The sequence below is a fragment of the Anaerococcus faecalis genome (genome assembly GCF_013371425.1).
In the GTDB taxonomy this organism is placed as follows: domain Bacteria; phylum Bacillota; class Clostridia; order Tissierellales; family Peptoniphilaceae; genus Anaerococcus; species Anaerococcus porci.
The window spans coordinates 12,322-27,738 of sequence record NZ_JABVBA010000013.1 but is presented as its reverse complement, the minus strand read 5'-3'; the positions used below and the strand labels follow the sequence as shown (position 1 = coordinate 27,738).

Annotated in this window: 15 protein-coding genes; 10 read left to right on the top strand and 5 right to left on the bottom strand. The window is 30.3% G+C overall.

Translation table 11 applies throughout. The features are described from left to right. Positions 1–3 precede the first annotated feature (3 nt). Positions 4–738 carry an amino acid ABC transporter ATP-binding protein gene (locus HV819_RS10310; protein ID WP_216629244.1) on the bottom strand — a complete coding sequence of 245 codons (735 nt, stop codon included), beginning with the start codon at positions 736–738 and terminating at the stop codon, positions 4–6. Next, entirely contained in the window at positions 722–2,293 is a 1,572-nt protein-coding gene (locus HV819_RS10305; protein WP_176270161.1) for an ABC transporter substrate-binding protein/permease, read from the bottom strand. Before HV819_RS10305 ends, HV819_RS10310 begins: the two co-directional genes overlap by 17 nt. 474 nt (positions 2,294–2,767) lie before the next feature. On the opposite strand from HV819_RS10305, the gene trhA reads away from it, so the two are divergent. The 6 genes from trhA (at position 2,768) to HV819_RS10275 (ending at position 7,058) form a co-directional block, all read left to right on the top strand. Then, on the top strand, positions 2,768–3,418 hold the full coding sequence (trhA, locus tag HV819_RS10300; protein WP_154540496.1) for a PAQR family membrane homeostasis protein TrhA: 651 nt from the start codon (positions 2,768–2,770) through the stop codon (positions 3,416–3,418). Positions 3,419–3,483: 65 nt separating this feature from the next. Then, complete coding sequence (locus HV819_RS10295; protein WP_154540498.1) at positions 3,484–4,272, top strand: Mrp/NBP35 family ATP-binding protein; 789 nt, start codon at positions 3,484–3,486, stop codon at positions 4,270–4,272. A gap of 8 nt (positions 4,273–4,280) precedes the next feature. Then, positions 4,281–5,249, top strand: a complete 969-nt coding sequence (locus tag HV819_RS10290; protein WP_176270160.1) for a DUF1002 domain-containing protein — start codon at positions 4,281–4,283, stop codon at positions 5,247–5,249. A 7-nt stretch (positions 5,250–5,256) separates the two neighbouring features. Next, complete coding sequence (locus tag HV819_RS10285) at positions 5,257–6,354, top strand: threonine synthase (protein ID WP_176270159.1); 1,098 nt, start codon at positions 5,257–5,259, stop codon at positions 6,352–6,354. A 169-nt stretch (positions 6,355–6,523) separates the two neighbouring features. Continuing rightward, complete coding sequence (locus HV819_RS10280) at positions 6,524–6,844, top strand: DUF6442 family protein (RefSeq protein WP_176270158.1); 321 nt, start codon at positions 6,524–6,526, stop codon at positions 6,842–6,844. Positions 6,845–6,851: 7 nt separating this feature from the next. Next, complete coding sequence (locus tag HV819_RS10275; RefSeq protein WP_154540504.1) at positions 6,852–7,058, top strand: helix-turn-helix transcriptional regulator; 207 nt, start codon at positions 6,852–6,854, stop codon at positions 7,056–7,058. 438 nt (positions 7,059–7,496) lie between these two features. On the opposite strand, the gene HV819_RS10270 is transcribed toward HV819_RS10275, so the two are convergent. Continuing rightward, positions 7,497–8,768 carry a Glu/Leu/Phe/Val family dehydrogenase gene (locus tag HV819_RS10270; RefSeq protein WP_176270157.1) on the bottom strand — a complete coding sequence of 424 codons (1,272 nt, stop codon included), beginning with the start codon at positions 8,766–8,768 and terminating at the stop codon, positions 7,497–7,499. A 133-nt stretch (positions 8,769–8,901) separates the two neighbouring features. Continuing rightward, entirely contained in the window at positions 8,902–9,963 is a 1,062-nt protein-coding gene (locus tag HV819_RS10265) for a C40 family peptidase (protein WP_176270156.1), read from the bottom strand. A gap of 174 nt (positions 9,964–10,137) precedes the next feature. Here HV819_RS10265 and HV819_RS10260 point away from each other — a divergent pair, with 174 nt between their 5' ends. The 3 genes from HV819_RS10260 to HV819_RS10250 all read left to right on the top strand — a co-directional run bounded on the left by HV819_RS10260 (position 10,138) and on the right by HV819_RS10250 (position 14,134). Further along, a complete protein-coding gene (locus HV819_RS10260; RefSeq protein ID WP_176270155.1) occupies positions 10,138–12,204 on the top strand; it encodes a glutamine synthetase III in 2,067 nt (688 codons plus the stop codon). Between the two features lie 186 nt (positions 12,205–12,390). Next, on the top strand, positions 12,391–12,993 hold the full coding sequence (locus tag HV819_RS10255) for a hypothetical protein (protein WP_176270154.1): 603 nt from the start codon (positions 12,391–12,393) through the stop codon (positions 12,991–12,993). Further along, positions 12,986–14,134, top strand: a complete 1,149-nt coding sequence (locus tag HV819_RS10250) for an MFS transporter (protein ID WP_176270153.1) — start codon at positions 12,986–12,988, stop codon at positions 14,132–14,134. The genes HV819_RS10255 and HV819_RS10250 overlap by 8 nt, the downstream gene beginning before the upstream one ends. Positions 14,135–14,183: 49 nt before the next feature. Here the strand turns inward: HV819_RS10250 and HV819_RS10245 are convergent, their stop codons facing one another. Next, complete coding sequence (locus HV819_RS10245) at positions 14,184–14,459, bottom strand: GNAT family N-acetyltransferase (protein ID WP_176270152.1); 276 nt, start codon at positions 14,457–14,459, stop codon at positions 14,184–14,186. 143 nt (positions 14,460–14,602) lie between these two features. Between HV819_RS10245 and HV819_RS10240 the strand changes: the two genes are divergently transcribed. Further along, a complete protein-coding gene (locus HV819_RS10240; protein ID WP_154540518.1) occupies positions 14,603–15,385 on the top strand; it encodes a hypothetical protein in 783 nt (260 codons plus the stop codon). Positions 15,386–15,417 lie beyond the last annotated feature (32 nt).

The window sequence follows — 15,417 nt, the reverse complement described above, 5'->3', positions numbered from 1 at the left end:
CTGTTATCCTCTGTATCTTTTAAGAAAATCTTTTGTTCTTTGATTTTTTGGATTTGTGAAAATTTCTTCGGGTGTACCATCTTCAAGGATTATTCCTTCATTCATGAAAAGTACTCTTGTTGAAACTTCTCTTGCAAAATCCATCTCGTGAGTTACTACAATCATTGTCATACCTTCTTCTGCAAGCTTTGTCATAACTCTTAGAACTTCTCCAACCATTTCAGGATCTAAAGCACTTGTTGGTTCATCAAACAATAATACCTCAGGATCCATACAAAGTGCTCTTGCTATGGCAACTCTTTGCTTTTGACCACCTGATATTTGTGATGGTTTAGCATTAATATATTGAGCCATTTCTACTAGCTCTAGGTATTTACGAGCCTTAGCTTCAGCATCAGATTTTAAAGTCTTTAGGACTTTCTCTTGACTTAAAGTACAATTTTCCAAAACCGTCTTATTTTCAAAAAGGTTAAAGTTTTGAAATACCATTCCAACTTTTGTCCTATAAGCTCTTAGGTCAAAGTGCTTTTCAAGTATATTTTCATTTTTGTAGAGAATTTTTCCACTTGTAGGTTCTTCTAGTAGGTTTAAGCACCTTAGAAGAGTAGACTTACCAGATCCTGATGAACCTATTATAGTTACTACCTCACCTTTAGAAACTTCCATATTTATATCTTTTAAAACTAGGTTTTCACCAAATTTTTTCTCTAGATTTTCTACCTTAATTATTGTTTCCATGTATTCCTCCTGTTGAAGATTCTAAGGTAAATTCCTTATTTATATATCTTTTTTCTAATTGCATTATAATCCTTGTTACTACGAAAGTTAGTATAAAGTAGATTATTGCTGTTATTAAATATGTTTGGAATATTTGATAGGTTGAACCTGCTATTGATTTTGATACGAAGAATAATTCTGTGACTGAAATTACATTAAGTACAGAAGTATCTTTTATATTTATTACAAACTCATTACCAATTGATGGAAGGATTGACTTTATGGCTTGTGGTATTACCACATTAAACATTGTTTGAGAATGAGTCATACCAAGAGCTTTACAAGCTTCAAATTGTCCCTTATCAACTGCATTGATACCACCTCTTACAACTTCAGAAAGATAAGCACCAGTATTTATGGACACTATCATTAAAGCTGCAAACATTGTTGACATATCTATATTTAGAAATTGCTTTGCTCCATAAAATATAAGCATGGCTTGTACCATCATAGGAGTTGATCTGAATACTTCTACATAAACTGATAGTAAGAAATTTACTATTTTATGAATTATGTAGCCTACTTTGTTCTTATTTTTATCTACATCAATTTTTCTTATAACTGTAACTAAAAGTCCTATTATAAAACCTATGGATGTTGCAATTATAGATATTAGAAGAGTGTTTACAATACCTTTTATAAATATGGAAGAATACTCATCCCAAATATTTTTCATTTGCCCAAAAAATGATACTTCTTTCTCATCTGCAGCGGTTATTGCCACCATCTTCTCCATCATCTTATCAAAGTCATCCCTATTAAAGCCTTCGACAATTTTTGATATTTCAGCATTCATAGGGGAATTTTTAACAAGTCCTACTGCACAAGTTGTATCCTCATCATTTGTTTTAAATCCTTTACCTTCAGGAAATTCTACATAGTTTAGGTCAGGATTTGCAGCAACTGCTGATAAAGCTCCTACCTTTTCTGAAACATATCCATCAATAGAACCTGCCTTTGTTGCAGAAATCATTGTAGGAAAAGAATCCATAGCAGTTTGTTTATCAATTCCTTGCATCTGATCTAATAAATCATAGTGGAAAGTATTGAGCTGACCTGTCAGTTTTGCTCCCTTAAAGTCATTTATAGACTTTGCATTCATATATTTAGAATTCTTTTTAACTACTACAGTAAGATCTGCAAAATAGTAAGGAGATGTAAAATCAATTTCCTTTTTTCTTTCTGCTGTTGGACTCATACCAGCAATTATGGCGTCAATCTTTCCACTTGTAAGAGCTGGTGGAAGTCCGTCCCAGTCAATCTTATAAATCTCTAGTTTTTTACCTAACTTATCTGCAATCATCTTTGCGGTTTGTACATCTATACCATTAGCATACTCACCCTTTGAATTTGCAACCTCTACAGCTCCATTTGAATCATCAACTTGAGAGAAGTTAAATGGAGCATAGTTTACTTCCATTCCAACCTTAAACGTATCTTCACTAGCATAAGAATTTGTAATATTAAGTACAAAAATAAAAATAAATGCTAGAAAAAATCTCCTGAATTTTTTCATTATTATCCTCCTAAAATATAATTAAGACATTAAAAAAGGCCTCATCCCTAAGGGACGAAGACCGTGTTACCACCCAAATTCAATATTTTCTCACAAAAATATCCTTATAAAGTACCATATATACTTTCAAAGGATTTTAAAATAAGAAAGTACATACATACCCCTTTGCTATAACGTGCAAATTACGGTGCCAAATCAATTAATCCTCGACACGACTCCAAGGCTTTTTTCTCTAATCCTATACTATCTTGTTACACCTTGCCAAGACTCTCTTTAAATATAGCCTATTAGTTACTCTTCTTATCAAAGTCTTTAATATCTTAAGCTAATAATACATTGAAAAAATCCATTTGTCAAGATATTTTTTTTGCTTTAATGTTTAGAAATGAAATTTATAAATTTTTCATAATAAAACTTTATTAAAACATAATTTTGTAATATCATATATATAAATAAAAGATAAGGAAGTAAGTAATGAGAATAATACAATACAAAAAAAGTGAGGAAATTACAAATATATTAAGTCATGCTATAGGTTTTATCCTAACATTAATATGCTTTTTGCCTATTATAATTCCAGCTTTTAAAGAAGGAGACTATCTTAAGGCTGTAGCATTTTTAATCTATATGATTTCTATCGGTCTTATGTTTTTGTCATCAACTCTATATCATTCAATGACAAATCCAAAGCTTAGGACAGTCTTTAGGGCTATAGACCATGGAGTAATATACCTAACCATAGCAGGCTCTTATACTCCTATTATACTTATAGGTCTTAGGTCAGTGCTTTCACTAGTAATATTTGTTGCTGTTTGGATTCTTGCTATAGCAGGAATACTTATGAATATTATTGCCTTTTCAAAGGCTATGGAAGAAAAAATTTCAAAGATATCAATGATTATTTACATAATAATGGGATGGCTTTCTCTAATCCTATTTTATCAAATAATTAAACATATAGGAATAGGATATCTTTTATATATGATATTAGGTGGAATATTTTATACAGTTGGTGCCTACTTTTATTCTAATAAGAAAATCAAATATAATCATGCTATCTGGCATATATTTATACTTATAGCTACCTTTACCATGTTTTATGGAAACTATGTATATCTTGCTTGATAGAAAAATAAGATAAAGAGCATATAATATAGGTGTTAAGATTAAAATTAGCTAAAGGAGATTTTATGGAAAACAAAAAATTAAACTTTGATAAATTTAAGGTAAGTCCTAGAAAAGGCTCAAATATAAAAAAGACAATAGCAGTGATGTCTGGTAAAGGTGGAGTAGGTAAGTCATCAGTGACAAGCCTTATTGCATCAAAGCTTAGAAAAGATGGAAAAAAGATAGCAATCCTTGATGCAGATATTACAGGACCATCAATTCCTCAAGCCTTTGGCATAGAAGATAGGATAAGGGCTCTTGAAGATGGAGCAATGATACCAGCTAAATCAAAAAGTGGAATTGAGATTATGTCAATAAACTTAGTCCTTGATTCAAAAACATCTCCAGTTGTTTGGAGATCATCAATAGTTACCAATGTTTTAAAACAATTTTACTCAGAGGCAGACTGGGGAGATTTAGATTATCTTTTAATAGATATGCCACCAGGAACAAGTGACATTCCTCTAACAGTATTTCAATCTTTAAATATAGATGGGGTAATTGCTGTAACTACACCTCAAGATTTGGTTGGAATGGTTGTAGAAAAGTCATTGAACATGGCGAAAATGATGGGCAAGCCTATCCTTGGAATAGTAGAAAATATGTCATATTTTAAAGCTCCAGATACTGGAAAAGTATATAAAATATTTGGTGAGGGTGCAACAGATGATATTGCTAATAAATTTGCTATAGATACTGTATCAAAACTTGCCATAAATCCTAAAATAACAAAAATGATAGATGAAGGAAGGATAGAAGACGTAGAAGAAAAAGACCTTGATAATATAATCAAAAAAATAAAAAATCTTTAGGTGAGAATATGAAAAAAACATTAGAAAATAAGATATTGGCTTTGATTTTAATATTTACTATTTTTGTTCCAAGCCTTGTAAAAGCCGAACAATTTGATTCAAATAAGCAATCCTACATTTATGGAGCTGGCTTAAATGAAAGTCAAATCCAAGAGGTTAGGAAAAAACTTGATCTTTCAGATGATATTAATATAGCAAGCGTAAATGCAAATGATCTTCAAAGATACCTTGGTTATAGTACATCAGATTATGACATGATTTCTTCAGTTGCTGTAAAAAAACTTCCAAAAGGATCAGGAATAAAGGTTGATATAAAAACACCTGACTATATAAACTCAATAACTGAAGGTCAATATACTAACGCAGCTATAACTGCAGGAATTACAGATGCAGAAATAAAAGTAGCAAGTCCAAAACCTGTTACTGGAGAATCTGCCCTTGTTGGGGTATATAAGGCAGTTGAGTTAAGTGGAGATAATATAGATACAGAAAGAACCAAAACAGCACAAGAAGAGCTTGGGACACTTAAGAAAATAAGTGAAGAAAATTCTGATAATTCCTCATTTGATAAGGGAAAACTTGACCAAGTAGTAGCAGAAGTAAAACAAGATCTTCAACAATACAAAGAAAAAAATGGACAAACAGCTGATTCTAATCAAATAAAAATGTATATAGAAGATGCTCTTAAAAATGTAAATATGGGAGATATTCTATCAAATAACAATATACAAATTCTTATAAATTACTTTGAACAATACCAAGAAACATCAGCTATAGACAGCCAAGATGTAAAAGAAAATTTAAAAAAATTTGCAGGAGACGTAACAGAAAAAGGAAAGAAATTTTACGAAGATAATAAAGACGAAATTGATAAGGTAGGAAATAATATAAAAGAATCAGGACTTTTAGATAAGATAATAAACTTTATAAAAGATATATTTAATTCATTGTTTGGATCAAACAAATCAACAGAATAGGGGAGAAATGGTAGAATTTGAATGTACATGGTGTGGGAAGAAATATCCTACTGATACTTTAGAATATAAGTGTGATTGTGGTGGGCTTTTTAGGCTCAATTATGATATTCCAGATTTTTCTAAAAATCTTATCGACACAAATGAGTGGAATATATTTAGGTATAGGGCCTTTATGCCTTTTGAAGGTTCATCTTATAAGTCTGTGACTTTGGGAGAGGGACTTTCACCTATTATAGCTTACGATGAAAATCTTTTAATGAAAATGGATTACATGATGCCTACCCTATCTTTTAAGGATAGGGGAGCTGCAGCTCTTTTGACTCACTGCATAGATATAGGTGTTAAGTCTATTGTTCAAGATTCATCAGGTAATGCTGGAAATTCAGTTGCGGCTTATGCTGCAAAACTTGGCATAGAATGTGAGATATTTGTTCCGGAAAATACATCACCTAAAAAGATAAGTATGATTGAAGCTCATGGTGCAAAATGTCATGTAATAAATGGAAATAGGGATTATTGTGCTGATGAGTGTCGAAAATATGTTAAGGAAAGTGGAAAATATTATGCAAACCATGTATACAATCCTTACTTTTATGAAGGTACAAAAACATATATTTACGAAATATATGAAGAATTAGCTTATATTCCAGAAAATATTTTTCTACCTTTGGGAAATGGGACTTTGTTTATAGGTTCAATCCTTGCCTTAGAACATCTTTTATCATCAAATCTAATAGATAAAATGCCGAATATAATTGCTATACAAAGTGAAAAATGTGCACCTTTTGCTAAGGCTAAGAGTAAGAATTTAAAAAGAATTCCTGAAATCTCTCCTGAAAGTACTTTGGCTGAAGGAATTGCTATAGGTAAGCCTATGAGGGATAAGGAGATTTTAGAATATATCTATAAATATGACATAGATATAGTAGAAATTCCAGAAGAAGAAATTCTTCCAGCAAGAAAAAAGTTAGCTTTAAAGGGAGCTTATGTGGAGTATACTACAGCAGGAAATCTTGCAGCCTATGAAAAATATAAAAAAGAAAATGATATAAGGGGAAAGTCTATAATTACCTTATGTGGGGCAGGCCTTAAGTCCGACCACTAGATTAAATTTTAAAATATTTAATTTATAATAGTATTAAAAAATCTTGAGATTTATTCTCAAGATTTTTTAAAGTATAGTAAATTTTTAAGTTTGTTTGACAAGTTTACTTGTCGATGATATAATGATATTGCAAAGTATACTTGGCAATGAATTGATAGGAGTAAGAAAAATGAATAGAGATGAAATTTTGTCAAAAAGTAGAGAAGAAAACAAGTATTTTGATGAAATGATGATTGATACTATTATAAAGTCTGGTAAAGCCTCAAGCGAAATAGGTTTAATAATTACTGCATTAATATTTGCAATTGAAGCTTTTTTCTTTAATAGCTTTAATTATGCTATAATTGGGGTTTACTTAGCTATGGAAGCTACAAGATACTTATTCAAGTATTCAAAAATGAAAGAAAGAAAAGAATTATTCTTTGGCATTATTAGTGGCATAGTTGGTTTTCTTGTTATTGTAGGGCACTTTTTTGTATCATTTAAATAGGACTATTATGAAAGAAGAATTGATTCTTAAAAATAGACTAAAAGAAGTAAGAAAAGAACAAGGATTTTCACAACAAAAATTGGCTGACGAGATAGGTGTTTCTAGAAATACTATTAGTTCGATTGAGACAGGTCAGTTTAATCCCACTGCAAAACTAGCATTAATATTATGCATAGCTTTAAATAAAAAATTTGAAGAATTATTTTATTTTTAGCAATTAAGTTATATTTGAAATTTGTTTATATATTAAAATTATAGGTTGATTTTAAATTATATAAGCATGATTTCACCTATACCATAATAATAAGTTAGGTTTTTGTGTGAAATTTATATAACTTTTTGGAAAATTTGTTATTAGATTAACCACATTATCAATCTGTAGGCTAGAAAGCCTATAGGTTGATATTTTTTATATCATTAATCACCATAAGAATAGATTTTATTGATTTTCTAGATTTATGTTATTTAAGTAAAAATCTCCTGAAAGGGGGAAATCACCCTATTCAGAAGATTTATAGTAGAAATATATTTGTTTTTAATTAGCTATTTTGAAATTCTTGTAAGTTTTTTATATTGGTATTTTATTTTGGGATACATACTCTCGGCTAACTCATTGAGCCAGGCGGGCTAGTCCTCTATGGGTCGGACAGGCCTATATCCATCCCCTTAGTTCCATTGCTTCTGCAATTCTCTTTATTGCATACATGTATGCAGCTTGCCTTATATTTGTCTTATATTCTCTTTTAAGTTCATAGATTCCTTTTATAGCTTTTAACATATCCTTTTCTTGTTTTTCTTGGACATCCTCTTGTGTCCAATAGTAGCCATATTGGTTTTGAACCCATTCATAGTATGATACTAATACTCCACCTGAGTTTGCTAATATATCTGGAATTACTTCAATGTTCTTTTCATTAAGAATTTCATCAGCTTCTGGGGTTGTTGGACCATTTGCTCCTTCTACTATTAGTTTTACATTAAGATTTTTAGCTATTTTTTCTGTTATTATATTTTCAAGTGCTGCAGGAATTAGAATATCAAACTCTGTTGACCAAAATTCATCATCACTTATTTTCTTTGCGTTAGGATATCCTGCAAGGGTTTTGTGTTTATCCCTATAGGCTTGGAGTGAATCATAGTCAAAGCCTTCTTCTGAGTAAAGGGCAGATCTTCCACACTCTTCATTTTCATCTCTTATTGAAAGATATTGTATTTTTGCTCCTTGATCATTAAGGTATTTTAAGCTAAAGCTTGCTACATTACCAAAACCTTGAAGTCCTATCCTTGCTTTTTTAAGGTCGATTCCTATTTCATTTGCAGTGTATTTTGTTGCAATTACTAATCCGAATCCTGTAGCCTCATTTCTTCCAAGGCTTCCTCCAAGTATAAGAGGTTTTCCTGTAAAAGTTCCTATGTCTTCCTTATCTCCATTTAGTTTTATATATTCATCTATAAAATAAGACATAATTTTACCGTTGGTATTTACATCTGGTGCTGGTATATCTATCCTTTCACCAAGATATTTGTAAAGCCCTCTTATATATCCACGAGATAGGCTTTCAAGTTCTCTTTCGGAAAGTTTTGATGGGTCTACTGCTATACCACCCTTACCTCCACCATAAGGAATTGCCAAAAGTCCAGATTTAAGACTCATCCAGGTAGAAAGTGCCTTTACTTCTTCAATATTTACATCAGGATGAAATCTAACGCCTCCCTTTGAAGGTCCAAGAGCGTGATTGTGGGCTGATCTATAGCCCTTAAAAATTTTGAGACTTCCATCATCCATCTTAACAGGTATTGAAATTTCAATTACTCTTTGAGGTTCTTTTAAGAATTCATATACTGCAGGATTAAGTCCTAGCTTATCACAAGCCTTTTTTATTTGTATTTGGGCAGATTCTAATGGGTTAAGTGTATCACTCATTTTTAACTCCTTATATTTACTAAAATTTTTCTATAATATTTCACGAATTATTATATCACTATTTTTTTTCACTTACAATATTATTTTCCCAATAAAAAAGTACACCTTAAGGCATACTTTAATCTTTTCTTATCTAATTTTCTATTAATCTTTTAATAAGTATTGGATTTCCGATAGAAGATGTAATAACACCTGCCCTAGGATTAGCAGCATGGATTATTCCACCTTGACCATCTGCTATGGCAACGTGAGTAATATTTGAAAGACTTGTTCCAAAAAATACTAAGTCTCCAGCTTTTTCTTCACCCAAGGCTATAGTTTTTCCGTAGTTTGATTGAGTTTGAGCTAGGTGGGGAAGTCCAATTCCAAATTCACTATATACTTGCATAGTAAAACCTGAACAATCTATACCATTTACCAAGTCAATTCCACCAAATACATATGGATTACCTAGAAATTTGGTTGCAAAATTATAGGCAGATTTTCCTATATCATTGTCATCAACAGTATAGTAGATATATTCAATATCTCTAGTTTCTGAACTTTCTTCGTAAGCTGTTCCCTCAGGATAAATCCTTCTTATTTGGTCGTTTTCTTCTGCCTTATCTTCACCTTCTGGATAAAGACTTAGACCATTTCTTTTAAGATAGTCTATGTATCTTTTTATAGATTCATAGATTTTTTTGTACTTTTCCTTTAACTTATCTAAGTCCTTTTCATCTTTTGTAGATAAATCAAAGTCTTTTATTTTTACAAAACCTTCTTTATCATCCTTTTTAACTTTGACAAAATCTTTATTTTCATCAAAATCTACAAGGGTTAATTGCTCATCCTTTTTTATATCTGAAATTTTGTTAGAACTTTCATCGTTCTTTTCATAAATTTTTGTATCCTTTAAGGCCTTGATATCATCTAGGATGTGAAACCAATATTTTCCTACATAAGCTTTTTTTCCTTCAAATTCTATTTGATAATAATCTTCTGTTTCGCCCTTAATCTCATATATATCTGGGTAGTCAATTCCACCCAAAATATTAGAATTATCATTATCTGAATCATCTTTTCTTACATTGACTCCCTCTGTAAGATCGTAATTAATGATAAGAGACTTTGCTTCAGATTTCTCCATTGTGCCAAAAATACCAAATGATAATGCAGTTGTCAATAATAATATAATTTTCTTGCTTTTTTTCATCTTAAATCCTTTTATATGTAATAACTATCTATAATCTATCACTATTTTACTTTAGTGTCAATGAATCTTAATTTATTATAGCTAGCTAATAAAGTTGAAAAATTATTTTCATATAAAAAAAATCGTGTTATAATCTAGAAGTAAATCTGAAAAAAGCATTAGAAAGGTCGGTATATGAATTTAAAAGAATTTGGAAACTTAGCTTTTGATAAGAAGACAATGAAGGAGAATGTTCCCTATCCTGTATATTTGAAATGGAAAGAGGCTGCCAGAAATAATATAAATCTTGATAAGGAAACAGCAGACTCCATTGCCCATGCCATGAAAGCTTGGGCTATTTCAAAAGGTGCTACATCATACACCCACTGGTTTCAACCTTTAAATGGAAAGACTGCCAACAAAAAGACAGCTTTTTTAAATAGAGATGATAAACATAATCCAATACATAGGTTTTCTGGAAATGAACTTATAAAAGGTGAGCCTGATGCATCATCATTTCCATCTGGTGGAATGAGATCAACTTTTGAGGCTAGGGGATATACTTATTGGGATTTGACAGCTAACTCATTTATAGAAGACGAAACTCTTTATATACCATCAGTTTTTGTTTCATTTTATGGAGAAAAACTTGATAAAAAACTTCCACTAATGGAATCAATGAATAGAATAAGTAAGGAAGCTTCTAGAGTTTGTAATTTATTTTTAAAGGATGAAAAAACTTATAGGGTAAAGCCTAAGGTTGGACTTGAACAAGAATTCTACCTTATTGATAAAAAATATTTTGATAAAAGAATAGACCTTGAGTACTGTGGTATGAGTCTTATAGGTTCAGATCCTATGGTCGAAAAAGAATTAATTTCTCACTATCTTGGAGCTATTCCTCAAAGAGTAAATGATTTTTTTGAAGATGTAAATAAACAACTCTATGACCTCGGTATCTATATGGAAGCTGAGCACAACGAAGTAGGTCCAAATCAGTTTGAGATAGCTATAATGTTTGAAAATTGCAACATATCTGTAGATAATAACCAACTTCTTATGCATATACTAGAAAAAACTGCAATTAAACATAAGTTAGCCTGTCTATTAAAGGAAAAACCATTTAAAAATATGGCAGGAAGTGGAAAGCATAACAACTACTCACTAGCTACAAATTATGGGAAAAATTGTTTTTCACCAGGAAAAGACCCTAAGAACAATCCTATATTCTTGCTTTTCCTATCTGCAATGATAGAAGTTTGCTATAAGTATCAAGACCTAATCAGAGTAACAACATCATCTGTAACCAATGACTTTAGGTTAGGTGGAAATGAAGCACCCCCTTCTATAATCTCTATGTTTATAGGTAATGACCTAGAAGATATGCTCAAATCAATTTCAGAAAATAATTTTGAAAGTGTTGATATAGATAATAGGGTTAATATACCTCATCTAGGTGAGATAAAGACAGATTCATCTGATAGAAATAGGACTTCACCTATTGCCTTTACTGGAAATAAGTTTGAATTTAGGATGCTTGGATCTTCAAAGACTGCATCTGATTTAAACACCCTTATAAACCTTGCTATGGCACAAAGTATGAAAAAAATTGCTGATAGACTTGAAAAAATTGATGAAAAAGACCTAATGAATGAGGTTTATAAGATTGTCAAAGAAATTTATGATGAAAATAAAAACATACTCTTTCAAGGAGATGGATATTCAAAACAATGGCTTGAAGAAGCAAAAAAGAGAGGACTTAAGAATCATAAAAGCTTCCTTGATGCCCTAATAAATGCCAGAAATTCTAATGCTTATAAGCTCTATAAGGATGAGAAAATTTTTACAGATAAGGAAATTGAATCAATCATAAATGTAGAATTAGAAGAAGTTGGTAATTTTTACTCATCAGAACTTGAAATCTTAAATAATATGATATACCAAGAAATATTACCATCTTCCATGAAGGAAATAAAAGAAATTAAAGAATACTTATCCTTTGTAGAAAATGAAAAACTTAAAGAAAAGGCTCAAAGAATCAATAAAAAGGTAGAAGAATTACTAGAATATGGGGAAGATTTAAAAGAAATTCTTAAAAAATTTGACCAAATAGATGATATAGAGGAAAAAGCTTGCTTTATACAAGAAAAAGCCCTTGTTATAGCAGGAAATATAAGAGAGGTTTCAGATTCGCTTGAGATTGAAATTTCAAGAGAAAACTACTCTATTCCAAGATATGTAGATATGCTTAAATCTTTATAAAAATAAAAAAAGAAAGCTTTCAAAAAATAAACAGACCCCAAAAATTGAACTTAAAAACTCGATTTTTTGAGGTCTGTTCACTTATATACCTTTTTTATAAATATATTATCAGCAATTTAAATTCTATTAAATCTTAATCCAATTTGATATAATAATAATAAATTAATAAGTAATTAGGAGAGAATTATGATTATACTTGACATACTTAATCAAGACTTATGGCTTGATGATTATGATTTTTTTAAAGATTTTAGAAAATCATCTTACTATAAGATTCTTTTAGACACATATAGAAACTTAAATACCGATATCCTATATAAAAGTAAAGTTCATGGCCAAGGTCATATAGAAAGAGTAATTTTATTTGCTATGCTCTTATCTTATAAGTATAAGCTTAATTCTAACGATACTGATGTGCTAAGATATGCAGCAAGTCTTCATGATACAAAAAGAGTAGATGATTCTTATGATACTGAACATGGATATAGGGCTGCCCTTTATTCAATAGACTTTGCAAAGATAGATGCATCTGACAAGAAAACCCTCCAAGCAGTTCTTGCAGCTCACTCTAGGATAGATAAAAAAATGGATGATACCATAAAAGAGTTTTTTGTAGAAGATTTTGATAGGGCGAAGAGACTTTCCAAATTTTTTAAAGACTCTGATGGACTTGATAGGGTTAGGTTAGATGATTTAGACGAAAAATTTTTGAGATATGACTTTTCAAAAGAGATGGTAGGCTTTGCTAAGAGATTATTTATCGCTTATAAGGAGCGAGAAGATGTCTAAGAGTCAGAATATAGCTCAAAAACTTGCAATACTTTCGATATCATTACTTCTTGCAAGCAATAATGCTATATCAGGCTCTCTTATCTATATTCAGCACGCCTTTAACCTAACAAGATCCAATACTGAGTTTATAGTAACTTTAGCATCTTTTAGTACTATGATTTTTATACTTTTGGCAGAATATATAGCCCAAAATATAGGAATGAAAAAAACAGTCCTTTTAGGGCTATCTCTAGTGAGTATAAGTGGGGTAATTCCTGTGATTTTCAACTCTTATCCTCTAATTTTATTATCTAGGGTTATCCTAGGTTCAGGGCTTGGACTCTTTAATGGGCATTCTGCAAATTATATAAATCTTTTATATAATGATAATGATGAGAGAACAAAGCTCCATGCTCTAAGAAATGCAGCTGAATTTATAGGACAGATTTTCTTATATACCCTTGCAGGTATTCTAGTTCAAGTAAATTTCATCTATACATTTTTGGTCTATTCAACAGCTATAATTATATTTATTATTTTCAAAATAAATGTACAAGATGTTAAATTAGAAAAGGAAAAGACAAGAGTATATTTAGATTCAAACATATTCTTATTCATAATTTTTGCTATGATTATGATTTTAAATATGACCTGTATGCAAACAAGATTTCCCTTTGTGGCAAGTCTAACTAGGGGAATGGGAATTAATATCAGTTTTTACTTAAACCTTGTCCCAATTATTGGTATGTTTTCAGCTATTTTATTTACACCTATTAACCTAAAACTTAGGGAATATACTATATTTTTGGGACTTTTCTTATACACTTTGGCAAATATTTTAATAATAGGATACGAAAATAGTTTTTGGGGCTTTTTGTCTTGTATTCTCCTTGCTGTCTTTGCCCAATCTTTGTGTATGCCTTATATATTTGCCGAAGTACCAAGATATGTAAGAGGACAAAGCTCAAGGCTTGCAACCAACCTTATTTTTATAGGTTGTAATGTGGGTGTCTTTATGGCTCCCTTATTTTTAAGTTGGATTGATAAATTCCTCAATACCAAATCTTTATCAAAAGGCTTTATTGCCTTTGTGATAATACATATAATCTTAATTGCAATATTTGTCTATAGAAATAGGATGAACAAAAGAAACAGATAAAAAGGACTGTTGCAAAGATTAATCCATTCTGCAACAGCCCTTATATTAGCTATTTAAGATAAACATCATCATATGAGTCATCCTTTTCAAACTTATCTCTTATATAAGGACAAGAAGGGATGATTTTTTTATTATTCTCTCGAGCATATTCTACAAGTTTGTCTACAAGCTTTCCTGCTATACCTTGACCACCATATTCTTTTTCTACTCTAGTATGGACAGCATCTATAACATTTCCCTTAAAAATCATATCTATAAGGCCTATTTTCTTATTTCCATCAAAAACTTGTACTTGTTTTTCTTCTTCATTAATTTTGTATTCCATTATATCACCTCATTATATATATACCCAAAATTAGCAACAATAATATATAGATAGATTATAATTAATTATATATAGATTTTTAATATTAATTTTAGTGGGTATAAATATAAAAATGAATTTTTAGAAATAGAGAGGAAATAAATATGAAAAGAGAATATAGCTATGGCTCAGTGTTTATAGTTAATATGATATTTGCTATTTTAAGTGGTCTAGCATCTTATGTAATTATGACATTACTTAACCTAAATGAATCAAACTTTTTAGTAGGATTTATAAGAGGTATTATTACTTTGTTTTCTTCATTTTTGATTACTGCAGGTCTTATAAATAATAGAACTGGTGGAGTTGGGGATTATCTTAATCAAGTAAGTAGAATTAATGGAAAAGTTATTATAATCAACCTTTTAGTTTTACTTATATCAACAGCAATAACGTATTTATTAGGAACAGGAGCAATATTATCAGTTATTAGTAAAAATCCACTATCATTATTATCAGCTACTTCTGTTGGATATTTAGCAACAATAGTTTTTGACCTACTAACAACTTATACCAATCACATTTTAGTAGATCCTAGAAACAAAAACCAACCAATAAGCGAGTCAATCAAAGATATATTTAGCACAAGTATAAAACTTTTAGGAAAAACAATTACAGTATATTTACTTTATATTCTTATACCAGTTGCTATTTTAGCTGGTCTTTTAACAATTCTTTTTCTTGCAACTGATGACCCTATGACTACATTGGGAATAGGAGTTATAGTTGGTGGATTATTTTTTATATACTTTTTGATTATAGGACCTATAATTAGGGCGAGAATTGCAGATAACTACCTTGACTATAAAGGTGATTTAAAAAGAGAAGATGATATCTTTACAGAAGAAAGATATGACAATAATCATACAATAACAAGAAATGTATAAAAAAGCTAGGTTAATTAATTAGCCTAGCTTTT